This is a genomic window from Lishizhenia sp. (assembly GCF_057456495.1).
Window position 1 is genome coordinate 1 of record NZ_JBVCPV010000050.1, and the last position, 17,022, is coordinate 17,022.

The window sequence follows — 17,022 nt, forward strand, 5'->3', positions numbered from 1 at the left end:
ACGCTTGACCGCAGACCACTAGCCAAACAACAACGGAGTAGAACGGATAGCCCGGTGAACAGCACACCTATCCGCTTAAATGCCCTCCCCTAATTCTTGATTGTTAACTCTAAATTCTACATTCATTTTATACCTTATATATAGGGCAGTAAAAAACACCGATCATGCAACACCCTTTCCTTGTCCTTTTGCCGCGCGGATAAATGGATTGAAAATGAACACATAAGCTCAAGGATTCCTCTACTGGTCCTCTGTTGACATTTATTCATAGAAAAAGCACTTTAACTTATGGTTATTAGGATTAGTTTGTTGTATCTTTGCGCCCCGTAGTTACAAAATTTAAGAAATGTCAAATTCTACTAAATACATCTTTGTAACGGGGGGTGTTGCTTCTTCGTTAGGAAAAGGAATAATTTCAGCTTCTCTGGCAAAGCTTTTACAAGCCAGAGGTTTTTCAACAACCATTCAAAAATTGGATCCATACATCAATGTTGATCCAGGTACATTAAACCCATATGAGCACGGTGAGTGTTTTGTTACGGATGATGGTGCAGAGACAGATCTTGACTTAGGTCACTACGAGCGTTTCTTAAACGTAAATACGTCTCAAGCCAACAACGTTACAACGGGTAGAATCTACCAATCAGTAATCGAAAAGGAAAGACGTGGAGATTACTTAGGAAAAACAGTTCAGGTTATTCCTCACATCACCGATGAGATTAAAGAACGTATCCAGATTTTAGGAAAAGATGGAAAGTACGATATCGTTATTACTGAGATTGGTGGTACGGTAGGTGATATTGAATCCTTACCATATGTAGAAGCTGTTCGTCAGATGAACTGGGAGTTTGAAAACGATTGTATCGTGATTCACTTGACTTTAGTTCCTTACCTAGCAGCAGCTGGTGAGTTAAAAACGAAGCCAACGCAGCACAGTGTAAAGCAATTGTTAGAATTAGGTTTACAGCCAGACATTCTTTGTTGTAGAACGGAGCACGATTTAGACTTGACTTTGCGTAGAAAAATTGCAAAATTCTGTAACGTGAGTCCGAACGCTGTTATCGAATCTAAAGATGCAGAGTCTATTTATGACGTGCCTTTATTGATGCAAGAGGAAGAGTTAGACATGGTGGTCTTGGAGAAATTACAATTACCAAGAAAAAACACTCCTGAATTAACGAACTGGAAAGAATTCTTAACTACACTTAAAAACCCAGAAACTGAAGTAAACATTGGTTTAGTTGGGAAATACGTTGAATTAAAAGATTCTTACAAATCAATATCTGAAGCCTTTATACATGGTGGTGTTGCCAACAAGTGTAAGGTGAATGTAAAATGGATACACTCTGAAAAATTAACTTCTTCCAACGTAGAAGAACAATTAGGAGGTTTAGACGGAATTTTAGTAGCGCCAGGATTTGGTTCAAGAGGAATCTCTGGAAAAATCACTGCTGTGAAATTCGCCCGTGAAAATAAAGTTCCTTTCTTCGGTATTTGTTTAGGTATGCAATGTGCCGTTATCGAATACGCAAGAAACGTACTTGGATGGGATGATGCACACACAGTAGAAATTTCTGACGACTGTGCTTACCCTGTCATCAACCTTATGGAAGAACAGAAAAACATTTCTGAAATGGGTGGTACGATGCGTTTAGGATCTTACGCATGTAAATTAAAATCTAAAACAAACATTTACGAAGCATACAATACCGAAATCGTAAATGAGCGTCACCGTCACAGATACGAATTCAACAACGAATATTTAGAAGAGTTTGAGAAAAACGGAATGATAGCTACAGGACGTAACCCAGAAACTGGATTGGTTGAAGTAGTTGAAATTCCTGAGCACCCTTGGTTTGTTGGAGCACAATTCCACCCAGAATACAAGAGTACGGTTCAGAACCCTCACCCTTTATTTACAGCATTTATTGGAGCTGCAATAAAGAACAAAAAGTAATCATAAGAAATGGATAGAAATACAATTATTGGATTAGGTTTAATCGGTGGTCTTTTGGCCCTATACACCTACTTCAATCAACCCACTGAGGAAGAAATTCGTCAAGCACAAGTTGAAGCCAGAGAACAAGCTATTGCAGATTCTCTTGCAGCTATAGCTCCTGCTGAAGATACAATCTCTTTGGAAGAAGCAAACACGGTTGCTGTTGCCAATCACCTACAACCTAAAATGGTTATGAATGCAGATTCTGCATGGGTGCAAGCTACAGATTCTTTAAACAACCCTATTTACACAGATACATTAACACAACAAGACACTGTTATTGTTGGTGGTTTATCTACTACAGCAGCTACGTCTGAAGTTGAAAACACATCTGTTTGGATAGAGAACGATCGTTTAAAAATTGAATTACACACAGAAGGTGGTAGAGTTGCAAATGTACTTTTGAAAGAATTTGAAAGCTACGAGAACTTTGCTAAAGAAGACAGTGTAATTACCGCTTTAAAATTAATTGACGGTGAGCATTCAAACAACGCGGTTCGTTTCCCTTACGAGGGGGGTGTTTATTCTACTGCTGACAAAGCTTTTGAAATTGTTAGTCAGAACGACAACAACGTTACGCTTCGTCATTCTTTAGGAGGAAACAAAGCCATTGAATACATCTACGCATTAGAAGATGGTAAGTACGACATGACTTACGAAATTCGCATGTATGGACTGGGTGAAGTTACCCCACAGAACGTAATGCTAGACTGGAACGCTAAATTGGTAAAGACGGAGCGTTTACTTTCTGAGCAAAGAAGAATCTCTACTGTATTCTTTAAAGAAAAAAACGAGAACTACGACTATTTATCGGAAGCATCAGATGATGACCAGGATGAATTTGAAAATGATATCGACTGGGTAGCCTTTAAACAAAGTTACTTCTCTTCTATATTGATGCCTGCTAATGGTTTTGGTAAAAATGGTTCAGATTTGAAGATTACAACTTTTGGTGAGAACTCTCCTTTTTACGATACACACATTAAAGACTACCAAGCGCAATTGAACTTGGGAATGACTTCTACGGATAATGGTTCTGTTAAAATGAACTGGTTCTTCGGACCCAACGATTACGAGCTATTATCTAGCTACAACAACGAAACAGAAGACATCATCAACTTAGGTTGGGGTATCTTTAGATGGGTGAATGTTTATGCGATTCAACCTTTATTTAACTGGTTTGCCAGCTTCGGTATTAACTTGGGTATTGCAATCTTATTACTTACGATTGTTGTAAAATCAGTATTAACTCCTATTCAATGGAAAATGTTTACATCATCTGCAAAGATGCGTATCTTAAAACCAGAGATAGAAGAGTTAAACAAGAAGTACCCGAACAAAGAGGATGCAATGAAAAAGCAAATGGAGACCATGGCCTTGTACAAGGAAACAGGTTCTTCTCCATTAGCAGGATGTGTACCTATGTTGATTCAGATGCCTATCTTATTCGCAGTCTTTAGATTCTTCCCGTCTAGTTTTGAATTAAGACAAAAGAGCTTCTTATGGGCAGAGGATTTATCTTCATACGATAGTATTGCGAACTTAAGTTTTGATATTCCATTCTATGGAGACCACGTGAGTTTATTTACTTTGTTGATGGCAGCAACTACTTTAATCTATACGATTTTGAACAGTAGTAACATGCAACAACCACAACAAGAGGGAATGCCAAACATGAAATACATCATGTACTTCTTCCCAATCATGATGATCTTCTTCTTTAACAACTACTCTTCTGGTTTAAGTTATTACTACTTCATCTCTACATTGATGTCTATTTTAACTATGGTTGTTATTAAGAACTTCTTTGTTGATGAAGAGAAATTAAAAGCTAAAATGGCTGCTAAAAAAGCTGAAAATGCTGGAGGTGGTAAAAAAGCGAAGAAGTCTAAATTCCAAGAAAGACTTGAGCAAATGCAAAAAGCTCAACAAGAGAAAATGAAAAAATAATCTTGACACATATTTTCGAAAAGCCTCAGTTTTACTGGGGCTTTTTTTGCTTACAGCTCTTTTTATTCATCCTCATTTCTTAGCAAACATACTCCCTTTAACCTCCATTATCTCTCCCTCACCTATCCATTTGAAAACTCTGGTTTCCAACAATGTAACTATTGTTACCAAAATAGATTTGTACACACTCTAAAGCCTACGTATCTTTGCAGCAGATTTAGATAAAAGAAAACAACGTTTCTCTACTTGTTTGGTAGCAAAGAAGAGAACAAAACAATAAAAGATTGTTGGTTGTAAGGAAAACCACACGTTAACCAATTGGGTTAACAACCGAGTACCAGGTTTGATTTTCTTTATCTCAGTTCTCGGTAAAAACCTAGAATTGGTATAAGGAAAATTAGGTACAATAATTTTCATAGTTTAGTTTTAGTTTCGGTAAAGGTCGCACTACACAAAATAGTGCGACCTTTTTCGTTTATTACAAATCTCTTAATAACTTAGGGGCAAAATAAGATACTATGACTATTTACCCGTTAAACACAGGAAATTTCAAATTAGACGGAGGAGCGATGTTTGGTGTTGTGCCCAAATCTTTATGGAGCAGAACCAACCCTGCTGATGCCAACAACATGTGTGATTGGTCTATGCGTTCTATGCTCATTGAAGATGGAGATAGATTAATTTTGATAGACACAGGAATTGGTGATAAACAATCTGAAAAATTCTTCTCGCACTACTACCTGTTTGGAGATGATAGTTTACATGGTAACTTAAAAAGACTTGGTTTTTCTGCCGATGACATTACGGATGTATTCTTAACACATTTACATTTCGACCATTGTGGCGGGGCTATTAGATGGAACAAAGATAGAACTGGTTTTGAACCTGTTTTCAAAAATGCTACTTATTGGAGTACAGAAAAACACTGGAACTGGGCTACTGAACCTAACGCCAGAGAAAAAGCATCTTTCTTAAAAGAAAACATATTACCTATACAGGAATCAGGACAATTAAAATTTGTGGATAGGCAAGGTGATTTCACGAAGAATGTTTTCAATAACATTGACCTATTGTTTGTGGATGGGCACACAGAAAGTCAAATGATTCCACACATCAAGTACAAAGGAAAAACTTTGGTTTTCATGGCCGATTTACTACCAAGTACTGGTCACATTCCTTTACCTTATGTTATGGGATATGATACTCGACCACTACTCACCTTAGATGAAAAAGGTAAATTCTTACAACGCGCAGCTGAAGAAGAGTACATCCTTTTCTTGGAACACGACAGTGTAAATGAATGTTGTACAGTTAAACAAACAGAGAAAGGGGTTCGCCTTTCAGAAAGCTTCAGTTTTAACGAACTGTTTTAATTCAAATCTCTATTTTTAAACATAAATAGCTTACCATGAACAAGTATCTTCAGCTTTTACTTCAATTAGAAAGTACGGTGATTATTCCAGATTTTGGAGCCATCATCATTGCCAATGAAAAAACAGGCGATTTACTTTTTAATGAATACCTTAAGTTCAACGATGGAAAACTAGTAAACTTCATTGTTGAGAACTCTAACATGGATGAGCAAGAAGCCCTGAATTTCATTTCTAAATACGTGCGTGAAATCAATGCACAATTAGACAAGGGTGAATCTTACGACATGTTCCAATTTGGTTCTTTCACGAAAAACAAAGACGGAAAAATTGTTTTTGTTTCTTGGGACAAAATTAAAAATGTAGGAGTTGCAGCAGTTCAATCTATCGTTGAGGAGGAAGAAGAGGCACAAGCTAATGAAGAGACTGAAGCAACAGAAGACAACAAGGATGAAGAAGCTCAAGACGTAGCAGAAGTTCCAACTCCAACAGCGCAAGATATACCTCAACCGGAAGAAACAGGTCGCGCAGAAATTGAGGAAGAAACAACTGCTCAAGAAGAAACTCCCAAAAAGGTAAACACGTACATTCCTCCCTCTCCTTTGGAAGAAGAACAAAAAGAGGAAGAAGAAGATCAAGAGAAAAAGGTTGAAGCACCTGTACAAGAAAAACCACAAGGAATAAAGGTTGCAACGGCTAAAAAAGTTGTGGTTGTTCCTCCTAAAAAAGAGAAAAAGAAAAACAGACTAGGTTTAATCATTATTTTGATTCTAATCATAGGTGCAGGAACCTTTGCTGCTTTACAATTAGAAAACATAAAATCTTACTTCAATAATAATCAAACAGAAGTTGCTACAACGGAAGATCCAACAACTGTAAAAGAAGATACACCAAAATTTGAAGAGGAAGAAGATATTGCAGATACAACTGAGGCAGCAGCTTCAAATATGGCAGTAATGGATAGTCTTTCAGCAAACACTGAAGAAGAGCTTTTAGCAGAGGTTAACGAATCGGAAGAAAGCACAATAGACGATACAGAAGAAGAGATTATCGAGGAAGCTACTGTAGAAGAAGTAGTTTCCACACCTGAACAAAATACAGGAGCATACAAAATGATTTGTGGAAATTTCTCAGAGTTAGCAAACGCTGAAAAACAGGTAGCAGAATTAAAAGCCAAAGGCTATAATGCCGAAATCATTGGTATCTTTGGCGGCTTACATAGAGTATCCATGAATAGCTACAACAGTTTCCAAGAGGCTGTGGATGCCCTTCCTGCTGCCAAGGAAGAAGTTAGCGGAGCTTATGTATCGCACCAATAAAAAGAACAATGAAGAAATTCATAGATGTTAGAAATATCATCGCGCAGAAGAATGCCAATCTATTGAAATGGATCCCTGGCTTTTTAATACGTTACGTACAAAAAATACTGCACGAAAAAGATGTGAATACATTTATAGATGAGCACAAACACCTTAATAGCTTTGACTTCTGTACAGCCGTTATCGATAAGTTCAACATAGAACTTTCTACCATAGGTTTAGAAAATGTACCCGATAAAGGTCCATGTGTACTCGCCGTAAATCACCCCCTAGGTGGTATGGATGCCATGGCCATTGTAAGTTTGTTACAGCACAAACGTAGAGATATAAAATTTATCGTTAATGATGTACTTCTCAACCTAGAGAATCTCAAGGAGATATTTATAGGCGTTGATAAAATTGGGAAGAATCAAAAAGAATCATTGCGCAAAGTAGATGAACTTTTTGGTACGGATCAACTCATATGTGTTTTCCCTGCAGGTTTGGTGAGCAGAAAAGTCAAGGGTCACGTAGAAGATTTAGAGTGGAAAAAAACCTTCATTACACGATCGAAACGATACAACAATACGATTATCCCCGTACACATCAATGGTGAACTTTCTAACTTCTTTTATCGTTTATCTAATATTCGAAAGAAACTGGGGATAAAAGGAAATATAGAAATGTTGTATCTTGTAAATGAACTCTACAAACAGAACAACAAAAAAATGCGTGTGTTATTTGGCACACCTATCCCAGCCGCGAGCTTGGACAAAAGTAAAACAGACAAAGTCTGGGCTCAAGAAATTAAAAACAAAGTTTACGCTTTAGAAAAGCAATATGACAAGTAAGGATATAATAGATCCTATTCCAGTAGAAATACTAGAAAAGGAATTGAATCAAGAGAGATGGGTACGCACAACGCGTAAAGGTGATAATGAAATTTATATTGTCAACAACCAAAATGCGCCTAATGTACTTAAAGAAATTGGCCGTTTACGTGAAGTTACTTTTCGTGCAGCTGGAGGCGGAACAGGAGCGTCTTTGGACTTAGACGAATATGACACCAATGAGAATTCTTACCAGCAACTCATCGTTTGGAGTAAAGAAGATAAGGAAATCATAGGTGGTTATCGTTTTATCGATTGTAAAAATGCCATTCGTCCGGAGGGTGAACCTGAATTGAGTACGGCACATTATTTCAATTTCACTGAAGACTTCATCGAAAATTACCTCCCGCATACGATAGAGTTAGGAAGAAGTTGGGTTCAACCCAATTTTCAACCTTCTAAAAACCCAAGGAAAGGATTATATGCTTTGGATAATATTTGGGACGGATTAGGTGCTTTAACGGTAACGAACCCCAACATCAAGTACTTCTTTGGGAAAGTAACTATGTATCCAGATTACAATACAGATTGTAGAGATTTTCTCTTACACTTTATGCATCACTTCTTTCCGGATAAAGAGGCATTACTCTCTCCGAAACATCCTTTAAAAAGTAAGGGTGACACTGCAGAGTTCGAACGTATGTTGAAAGATCTCGATTTTAAAGATGGATTTAAGGTATTGAATCAATACATACGTTCTAAAGGAGAAAACGTACCTCCTTTAGTGAACATTTACATGCATCTATCTCCTACCATGAAAACATTTGGCACGGCAGTAAACCCAGATTTTGGTGGTGTGGAAGAAACCGGTATACTCGTTACGATAGACGATATATATGAAGAAAAGAAAACACGACACATAGATCCGATGTTATAAAAAAAGGGCCTCAAATTGAGGCCCTTTTTTAATGTGCGATTCCTTAAAACAAAGGAAGAATATATTCAAGTCTAATTCTGGGAATTTTTAATATCATGGATGATTGATAATCTTGAATCAATAATCCATATTTACTCAAATTCTTATTGTTTTTAAAAAATGCATTAATGAAGTGAAAATTCACATCCATTTCAAAACCGAATCGGATAACCCCTACCTTTCCTAACACCATTGAATTCATAAATCCGTATCTAATAAAAGGAGAGGTATGAAATAATAAACCACCCTCATTTTCTTCTCTAACAATTGGGTAAATAGATTTCACATCACCATTATCTGTAGGATATATTGCTTTTAACTCTTGGTCTTTGGCACTTACATAATCAAACCCAAATTCTACACTATTTGAAAAACTTGCAAAGGGAAGTGCAGCCCATTTTTTTGACCTAAATTCAAGAAACATAGAAATCTTTTTTCTACTTACTTCAGCTAGCTCAACAAACGGATACTGTTTATGTTCTTGCGAGTATTCAGGGTAAAATTGAAACAACTCCTTCTCCCTACAAAATTGAGCTCCGACTAATATTCTTCCGGAAATAGACTTATAATATTTAAAAGATACACCACCTGGAAGAGGAGCCACCCATCCACTATTTTGATAGAAGTATTCTTCTAAATAAACCCCATTATTTCCTGTGTACTTTAAACTTGGTGTTAAACTCACAGATATAAAATTGGATTTTCCATAATAAAGCGCTCTCTTTTTCATCTCTTTCGTTTGAGAAAAGCCACAAATTGAAAGGAAAGCAAAAAATCCTATTGCTATATATTTAATCATAAATTAGTTCTTTAAAAAGTCATTTAAATACAAGGCAACTGAGGGTGCGTTTATTCCCTTCAAATACACATAGTTTGCCTCTTTAACAACCCCTCCCGTTCGCAGATCATATACAACAAAATGCAATTTTGTGTGGTTCGATCTTAAAGTCTTATACATTGCCAATGGGATAATTGGTACACCATATAAACTCACAGAATATAAAACTTCTAAAAAGTACACATGAACATTCGACCTTCCTTCAGCATCTGCCATGAGTAAGAGGTTTGAGTGGTAATCCAGCGTATCAAAAAAATCAAAATCAGGATTAATGTAAAACGGAGCTTCCATTTGTTGACGAACTACGGAATATCTTGTTATTGCTGCATTCTTATTATAATCATCTGTAAGTGCAGTTCCATATTTTGAATAATCTCCAACTAAACAATCTTCCGATTTCGCATAGGTCGAAAATCCGAACCTCATATTACTGGTCTTGATCATACTTTTATTTACCTTCTTTCCCTTATTACCTCGATAAACAGCAAGGGGATCAGCATAAAGCACAAGACTGTCGCCAAGATTATTTTGATAGACGCGCTTTTGTTCACTCAAGGTGCTAAATGCATCAGCTCGGTAGACATCCTTAGGTTCTTCATAGTCTTCAAGAAAGCGTTTATTTCTTCTCTTCATCTCCTCATTTAATACACCGACTAATGAAAATTTATAAGTATATAAAGGGTTCAAGTCCACTTTCTGCAGTAGTTTATTCGACTTACTCTCCTTCTTAACTTTTATCTTTGTATACTTATCCAAGGCTTCCCACTCTTCTTGAGAATAGCCATAATGCAGAATTGTTAAATCATCTACCTCTTTTTCAAATACACTGAGCCGTTTATTATTCTTCGCAACTTCCTCTTTTGTATATTCACTGTATTCATCTAAACGGATATTCTCTCCTATCAAAATTGCAAATAAAACCTTCTCCATTTGGAGTAAACTTGGTTCATACGGATATTCTTGCAAACAAACTTCAACTTGACGTAAAGCATATGACACCCTCTCCTTTTTTGAACATTTTTGTAGGAAAAATTGAAGTTCATATATACTACCTTGGGTATTGGGCCCCATATCAAATAAACTGAAATCTGGTTTTTCAAAACTTGAGTTTATCGCCAAATTTGTCCAGCTCAAAGCTTTTTTCAATTTTAAATATTTACTCTGAGGATGATTTTCCTCTAATACCATAACCTCATATAAAGCCTTACCGTACTTCCCTGCATACAGTGCATTTTGTACGCGTTCAAAACGAGCTATTTTTCGGATATAAGAAAAACTTTCTTCAGGTAATAGTTGAACATGTGAATTTCCTCCGTCCTCTGAACGAGTAACTTTTCTTTTCATCAACTTTTCTTTCCTATCTTCTATATTTGAGAAACTCCTGTTATCATCCTCGAACTCCTCGCTAAAAGTAATGGTTACTTTATCCTCAGGAATTAAATCTGAATTGAAGGGAACACCTTTACCTATTATCTTTTCCGGCGTTACTGTAACTTCATCTGTTGGCAAATACGAATAATACAAGATATCTAAAGTAATCGGGACTCGCGCTTTAGAGTATCCTGCTTCTAAATAAATATCAAGTCCCAATGAGTCTGCATCAAGTATTTGTTTTTTGCTATAATTTTGAAGCGAACGAAAGGGTTTTAATACCTCACTGCCTCCGTAATAATTATCAGGAAGTGTTAACCCATGTTGCAATTTATAACGTGCGATTTCTACTGACAGAACAAATGCCAAATCACTTTCTGTTTCCAATTGAGAAATTAATCCTGTAGTAACAAATATATTTCCTAAAGCACTTGTGAGAACCTTACATTCATTCGATTTTAGAATAAAAAAGTTTAACCGCGATAATAAATTTTGATCATCTTTCAGAATTTCCGCTGCTAATGCATTCACGTAAGTAGACAGTGTATCTCCATAAATCACCTTCCCAGAACGCAGTATAAAAGCTTCGGCGATTTTTTGGTTTTCTCCAAAAAAAGAAGAACGGTACACCACTGCAGGGTTAAAAGATTTATAATATCGTCCTTGTATGATTGCATGGATATCATGCGGCATATTTCCCCTCGCCTTGAGCGGTTTGTAATCATTAAAATTGACTTGACCAGTGGTTATGTTTAAGCCCAGCAGAAAAAGGACAAAACAATAAAAAACAGTTTTCATACTTACATTATTAACTTAAAATATTGGGAACACATACTCTACTCTAATTCGATAAAATTCGCGGATTACGGATTCTTTAAATTTTCTTGTCAAACTTTGAAACTCAGGGTCTATATTAGATTTTGCCACAATGTTTAAACAAAGATCTCCTCCCCATCTTAAGATTCCCATTTTATTCAAGGGTATAGAATTCATAACTCCAACCCTTACGAATACGGAGGTGAAATTAAATCCATAGGGTATGGTTGCTGAAAAATTACTCAAGTATTCATCATACTTTGGAGCTTGTGGATAATTCATTGTTTGATACTTAATATAAACAGGAGACTCTTGTGCTTGAACTCTTGCTTTTTCGAATCCTACCTCCAAAACATTTGTAAAATTAGCAAAAGGAAGCGCCGCCCATTGTTTACCGGTATACTCCCATACAAAAGAATATCTCCTGCGCTTAATCTCGGCTCTTGCAGGAATAAATCCACTTAAGTTATATTCATAAAGGTGCTCGTCAAATAAAGAGTTGTTGTACATATGAGCATCCGGATAATATCTTCCATATGCAAGTTTTACGGATCGCTGAGCGAATCCAAATCCAAATTTCATTCGATTACTTGTCGTTTTGTAATACCTAAATTCAAATTGATTCAAATGCGGAGTCAATCGTTTGACCTCTTTATATACTTCACCCCCTTCGTAGAATACAGCGTAAGTACGCCCTCCTAACCAAGGGGAATAACCAAAACCAATAAAATTTGATTTACCAAAATACTCTCCCTGTTCAACTTGGGCACAGAGAAAACTAAAACTAAGCAAACAATATAACACAACTACTTTCTGCATAACTTAATTTTTTATGAAATCATTTACATACAACTGAACAGAACCCTTAGTAAAGCGCTGAGAATAAAAGTACTCTCTTGTTTTCACAATTTTACCCGTTTTTAAATCTATGAGCTGCATGTGATGAAGTACACGCCTGGCTTTCATTCCCTTACTCCCCATGTATGCAACAAAAGGAATCCCAACTGGGATCAGAGATAATAACACCAAACCAGGATCTACATCCAGATTCACGTGTGTGAGGATATTTGACACTAGCAAATACCTACACATGAGTGTCTCTTGTAAATCTTGAAAGTATAAATAATCAGGATTTATGTATTCTGTATTCCCCAAATACTGCCGAACTCTGGTATACCTTCCCAAAGCCGCTTTTGCGTTGTACTCTTTCGTTGAAAAACCAAGGAGAGAAGAACTTAACATATCTACCTTATCGTTATTTTTAGAGTAACTCAAATACCCCTTTAGTATTCTACCTTGATTTCTCTTCGATTTTTCCCAATCGATTTCCTGATTTTTGACATGATATACCGATGGTGTCATTAACACAATATTGCCTTTATCTAGTTTTACCTTTTTATAGACCTTTTTGGAATGAACCATGAAATCATACCTCTTCGAAGGTATAGATGATCTTTCCTTTTCTAAGGCATATTCTTCCTGTGCTTTATTGAATAGAATTTGAACCTTGTCATCTATTGCTAGATCAGGCAAAACGTATAAATAAAGTTGGTTAGAATCTACTTCTTCTAAAACCACCTCCTCAATTGTATTACTAGCCCTTTGTTTTGCTTTTATTTTTTCAAATTTAGAAAGGGACTTCCATTCCTTTGCTGAATATCCATAATAAATATCCTGCTCATCCTTGGGGTTTGTTTTTTGTTTACGTCTATTCTGTTCTTCAAGAATTTCTTTAATTGAAAACTTACTGTAAGCCTTCAAATTCATATTGGTCCTTGCCATCAATTTAAGAAGAGCATATTGAAGCTGGTTCAAAATATACTCGTTCGGATATTTTTGTTGTGTGTTTACAACATGTCTCATTGCATAACTTAACAATTCTTGGGGACTTGATTTTTCAAGAAAATGATAAACCTTAACTATATTCCCTTGCGCATCTCCATCCCATAATCCGTCAGACATAAAATCAATGAATTCTACTTTTGCTACTGCAGCATTTGTAAAAGCCAACGCTTTCGAAATATCCAGAAATTTACTCTTGGGATAATCTTGTTGCAATACATTTATTTCATAAATACACTTAGCGAACTCTGCAGAATATAAGTGGTTTTGCACCCTTTCGAACCTCGCTAAATTTCTTATAAATTCGAATCTTTGTTTCCCTAACTTGTATAAATCCCTCCCTTTTGTATTGGCGTGTAACTTCTTATATAAGTGTTTAACATATTCTTTACGTTTTTCAATATTCGGGTGACTACTATGTTCGTCGTTGTAATCTTGATTAAAATCAATTGCCTTAATTTCCTTTGTAATTAGATGAGGGGAGTGCACTGAATTTTCACCAAATAGAAAACGTTCTTCCAATTCAACTTCGTCTATTGGTAAATAAGAATAATACAGCATATCATAGGTGAAGTCAATATTCTCAAACTTATACCCCGCCTTTAAGAACAATTCTAAACCTAAAGAGTCGGCCTGAAACTCCTGCTGCTTACTATATGCCGCCATATCATTAAATTTCAAGCTTTTATTATCCTTGGTTTCTTTATGAAAATTTAAACTGTGTCTTAATTGATAGTGAGAAACTTCATGAGCAATAACAAAAGCCAAGTCACTTTCAGTACTCATTTGAGAGAGCAAACCTGTTGTGATATATAACATACCTACACCACTCATAAAAGCATTGCACTCATTGGTTTTTAGCACATAAAAATCCAACTCATCGTATAAAGAAGCATCGTCCTTTAAAATGAGTTTTGCGAGATCTTTGATGTATTGAGACAAGGTATCTCCATAAATTACCAAACCGGAATTCAAAAAAGTTTGCTCAGCAATACATTGATTCAAGATGAAATCAGGATCTTCTATCATGTTAGAAGAACGTAAATTGTTCGTCATAAATTCAACCCTCTCCTTTAGGGTTAAGGTGAATTTTTTCGGAATTTCACCACTTGATTGTAAAGGTGTGTAGGCATTAAAATCTATCTGACCTTGGACTTGTATCACAAATACAAAAAACCAGGCAAAGTGAAGTAAGCGATTATAGTTCATGATTAGTGTTATTCAATAATTTAAGTAGTGTGGAAGGCGATTAACTAAAATGCAAATATCAATTCTGTTCTAAAATTCACAACACTTCTAAAAGCCATGAGTTTAAAGGTTGACATAGCCACGGCATAATTATTTTCGGGGAGTGTATAATCAGATATATCGTAATTGTACCTAAAGGCCTCCATGTAGTTGAAGTGAAAGGTAGCATCAAAACCGTATCTAAGAATAAAGGACTCTGATAACGGTACAGACTGCATAGCTGTGTAACGAAAGAAAACACCTGTATTGTTATACCCCTCCGGCTTAGCAAAAATATTTTCTAAACTAAATGTATTCACAACAGCATTTTCTTGAAGTTGTTGATCATCTCCTAGGAAAAATTCATCCACGGCATAAAATTCTCCCGTTAACGGAATGTCCGCTTGTTCAAATCCAAGCTCTAACCTATTCATGAAATTCCCCATAATCAAAGAATTCCACTCGTAAGATGAAAATTCTAAATATAAAGAGACTTGATTTCTATTGATTTTAATAGGAGAAAAGAATTCACCAGAATTATACTCTTGTGGACTATATAAAGTAAAGTTAGACCTTCTGTAGCTTGCACCAATTAGAAAACGATTCGAAAGAGCTCTACTCGCACTAAAATTGAAACCTCCAGGCCTAAATGTAAAAACACCTTGACGTTTAACTTTATCACCGTCTAAATAAAAGGGTGAACTAAGAAGATTTCCCATCTTAAAGTCAACCGTAGGATTTACACCTATTGAAATGAAATTTTTCTTACCAAAAAAACCTACTTTCTTCTGCGCAACACTACTTAACGCAGTCAATGTTGCTACTATCAATAACATCTTTCTCATGGCTTAGTTGTTTAAAATATCGTTTAAGTACAAACTCAAAATTGTTTTACTTGGTCGAGCATTAAATGAATAGGAACTCTGTTTAACTATTCCACCAGAATGCAAATCAAAAACAACGATATCGTAACGCACCTTGTGCATCTTTGTAAGTTCCACAGCTATGTGCGGCGGTAAAATGATAAATAAGGTATAAAATGATAGGTAAACGTAGTTTGGATTTAAGGTTAAATGTTTGTCATCCACCAGTAAAGAAAACACAAAGTAATCACTATTATATTCCCTTGAGATTTCTTCAAATTCATCCATATCTGGATTTACGTAATAGGTAGAACCCAAATCTAAATAACTGTAGAAATAACGTTCAAGCGCGGCTCTCGCATTATACCCTTCAGTACCTACTTGAGCCAAATTGTGTTTATTTAAATTTACAATAGCATTTTGCTTACCGTGTACATAAGGATATTCATCATAAACCTCGTGCATTTTTCTACTCAGCTTTAAAGTTTTGTTGTATTGAACAACTCCAAAGTTCTTTCTAATCGCAACGGGCTCAACAAAGATCAACTTCTCTTCACTTAAATCTAAGGTCGGTTGCGCTTCTATGTAAGATACATATTGTCTTTGCTTTAAACGATTTAAAGAATCCTCTAAATCTTCTTGCGCCAACAATTCCTCCTCGTAACTTTTGAATGTCTCCAAGTAATCTTCATTTTTAGCAATATCTGAAAGCGCATATAAAAGATATTCTGAGCTATCCACTTTATCTGATGCTGAAATGATACCATCATCTACATAGCTCTTTTTTATCTTTATTTTATCGTACTTAGAAAGTTGGTCCCATTTCTCAGGCGTATAACCGTATTTATTTTTATCGTCTGTATTATTTATTCCAGTAACTGTATCTTTTTGCGCATTGAGTGCTTCAATTTCGGCTACGGTTTCCTCTAAAGTTTTTGCATAAAACTTGGTCAAATCCAGGTCTTCCAAAATCATTAAGTGCAATAAAGTATTTTCCATTTTCTCAAACATTTTATCATTTGGAAAATGTTCTTTTAAGTCCAACACATTTCTCAAAGCATAAACCACAAAATCATCATCAGATAATTGATCAAAGAAGTAGTTTACTCCAGCAATCTTTCCTTCCAAATCATCGGGATCTGTAAACACATCGCTGTTTGAACCTTCTACGGCGTAAACTGCAGCATTTGTCCAAGCCAATGCTTTAGAGCGCATCAAGTGTTTATTGTTTGGGTATTGCTTCTCTAGAATTGCAATTTCATACAAACAGTTGGCATAATCTTTTGAATAAAGCCAATTTTGCACACGTTCAAAACGCGCAATACTTCTAATACCTTTAAACCTTTCTTGTCCTAATAGGTATTGGTCGGTTCCTTTAAATTCACTCAGCTCTTCCTCGTAAAGTTTCAGGGCAAACGCTTTTCTATTTTTTATGTTAGGATGAGAACTTTTCGAATCGTCGTAATCTTCAGTAAAATCAATTGCCTTTTCCTCAAGCTGCAAATAATCAGCCGGAATGTGTGCCAGATCACCCACCAAAAATTCTTTACCAATACTTACTTCATCTATGGGTAAGTGAGAATACATTAAGATATCAAAAACTTGTTCTATATCCTCAATGCTATATCCCGCCTCTAGATAC

The 17,022-nt window shown here is 35.8% G+C and carries 12 protein-coding genes; 6 read left to right on the forward strand and 6 right to left on the reverse strand.

All coding sequences use genetic code 11. The features are described from left to right. Positions 1 to 346 precede the first annotated feature (346 nt). The 6 genes from pyrG to glsB all read left to right on the forward strand — a co-directional run bounded on the left by pyrG (position 347) and on the right by glsB (position 8,384). Positions 347 to 1,957, forward strand: coding sequence for a CTP synthase (gene pyrG, locus AC22ZQ_RS05390; protein ID WP_318957761.1), 1,611 nt, complete (start codon positions 347 to 349; stop codon positions 1,955 to 1,957). A gap of 9 nt (positions 1,958 to 1,966) precedes the next feature. Next, on the forward strand, positions 1,967 to 3,949 hold the full coding sequence (yidC, locus tag AC22ZQ_RS05395) for a membrane protein insertase YidC (protein WP_318957762.1): 1,983 nt from the start codon (positions 1,967 to 1,969) through the stop codon (positions 3,947 to 3,949). Positions 3,950 to 4,467: 518 nt separating this feature from the next. Next, positions 4,468 to 5,322 carry an MBL fold metallo-hydrolase gene (locus AC22ZQ_RS05400; protein ID WP_318957763.1) on the forward strand — a complete coding sequence of 285 codons (855 nt, stop codon included), beginning with the start codon at positions 4,468 to 4,470 and terminating at the stop codon, positions 5,320 to 5,322. Positions 5,323 to 5,357: 35 nt separating this feature from the next. Beyond that, a complete protein-coding gene (locus tag AC22ZQ_RS05405) occupies positions 5,358 to 6,638 on the forward strand; it encodes an SPOR domain-containing protein (RefSeq protein WP_318957764.1) in 1,281 nt (426 codons plus the stop codon). Positions 6,639 to 6,646: 8 nt separating this feature from the next. Then, the gene (gene glsA / locus AC22ZQ_RS05410) at positions 6,647 to 7,468 is read left to right on the forward strand and encodes a 1-acyl-sn-glycerol-3-phosphate acyltransferase (protein WP_318957765.1); all 822 of its coding nucleotides are present in this window, start codon (positions 6,647 to 6,649) and stop codon (positions 7,466 to 7,468) included. Continuing rightward, positions 7,458 to 8,384, forward strand: coding sequence for a glycine N(alpha)-acyltransferase GlsB (gene glsB, locus AC22ZQ_RS05415; protein WP_318957766.1), 927 nt, complete (start codon positions 7,458 to 7,460; stop codon positions 8,382 to 8,384). The genes glsA and glsB overlap by 11 nt, the downstream gene beginning before the upstream one ends. 43 nt (positions 8,385 to 8,427) lie before the next feature. Here glsB and AC22ZQ_RS05420 read toward each other — a convergent pair whose 3' ends face one another. The 6 genes from AC22ZQ_RS05420 to AC22ZQ_RS05445 form a co-directional block, all read right to left on the reverse strand. Beyond that, on the reverse strand, positions 8,428 to 9,222 hold the full coding sequence (locus tag AC22ZQ_RS05420) for a hypothetical protein (protein ID WP_318957767.1): 795 nt from the start codon (positions 9,220 to 9,222) through the stop codon (positions 8,428 to 8,430). Positions 9,223 to 9,225: 3 nt separating this feature from the next. After that, positions 9,226 to 11,163: a M48 family metalloprotease gene (locus tag AC22ZQ_RS05425; protein ID WP_318957768.1), complete on the reverse strand. Its 1,938-nt coding sequence runs from the start codon at positions 11,161 to 11,163 to the stop codon at positions 9,226 to 9,228. Positions 11,164 to 11,445: 282 nt separating this feature from the next. Then, complete coding sequence (locus AC22ZQ_RS05430; protein ID WP_318957769.1) at positions 11,446 to 12,267, reverse strand: hypothetical protein; 822 nt, start codon at positions 12,265 to 12,267, stop codon at positions 11,446 to 11,448. 3 nt (positions 12,268 to 12,270) lie between these two features. Continuing rightward, positions 12,271 to 14,499: a M48 family metallopeptidase gene (locus AC22ZQ_RS05435; RefSeq protein ID WP_318957770.1), complete on the reverse strand. Its 2,229-nt coding sequence runs from the start codon at positions 14,497 to 14,499 to the stop codon at positions 12,271 to 12,273. A gap of 44 nt (positions 14,500 to 14,543) precedes the next feature. Further along, positions 14,544 to 15,362 carry a hypothetical protein gene (locus tag AC22ZQ_RS05440; protein WP_318957771.1) on the reverse strand — a complete coding sequence of 273 codons (819 nt, stop codon included), beginning with the start codon at positions 15,360 to 15,362 and terminating at the stop codon, positions 14,544 to 14,546. Positions 15,363 to 15,365: 3 nt separating this feature from the next. Next, positions 15,366 to 17,022, reverse strand: a 1,657-nt coding sequence (locus AC22ZQ_RS05445) for a protein kinase family protein (protein ID WP_318957772.1), incomplete at its 5' end; no start/stop codon positions are given.

What these genes read in the sequence shown, in the direction of transcription:
- pyrG (WP_318957761.1), top strand. Translation starts at nt 347, where the DNA reads ATGTCAAATTCTACTAAATACATCTTTGTAACGGGGGGTGTTGCTTCT.
- yidC (WP_318957762.1), top strand. Translation starts at nt 1,967, where the DNA reads ATGGATAGAAATACAATTATTGGATTAGGTTTAATCGGTGGTCTTTTG.
- AC22ZQ_RS05400 (WP_318957763.1), top strand. Translation starts at nt 4,468, where the DNA reads ATGACTATTTACCCGTTAAACACAGGAAATTTCAAATTAGACGGAGGA.
- AC22ZQ_RS05405 (WP_318957764.1), top strand. Translation starts at nt 5,358, where the DNA reads ATGAACAAGTATCTTCAGCTTTTACTTCAATTAGAAAGTACGGTGATT.
- glsA (WP_318957765.1), top strand. Translation starts at nt 6,647, where the DNA reads ATGAAGAAATTCATAGATGTTAGAAATATCATCGCGCAGAAGAATGCC.
- glsB (WP_318957766.1), top strand. Translation starts at nt 7,458, where the DNA reads ATGACAAGTAAGGATATAATAGATCCTATTCCAGTAGAAATACTAGAA.
- AC22ZQ_RS05420 (WP_318957767.1), bottom strand. Translation starts at nt 9,222, where the DNA reads ATGATTAAATATATAGCAATAGGATTTTTTGCTTTCCTTTCAATTTGT.
- AC22ZQ_RS05430 (WP_318957769.1), bottom strand. Translation starts at nt 12,267, where the DNA reads ATGCAGAAAGTAGTTGTGTTATATTGTTTGCTTAGTTTTAGTTTTCTC.
- AC22ZQ_RS05435 (WP_318957770.1), bottom strand. Translation starts at nt 14,499, where the DNA reads ATGAACTATAATCGCTTACTTCACTTTGCCTGGTTTTTTGTATTTGTG.
- AC22ZQ_RS05440 (WP_318957771.1), bottom strand. Translation starts at nt 15,362, where the DNA reads ATGAGAAAGATGTTATTGATAGTAGCAACATTGACTGCGTTAAGTAGT.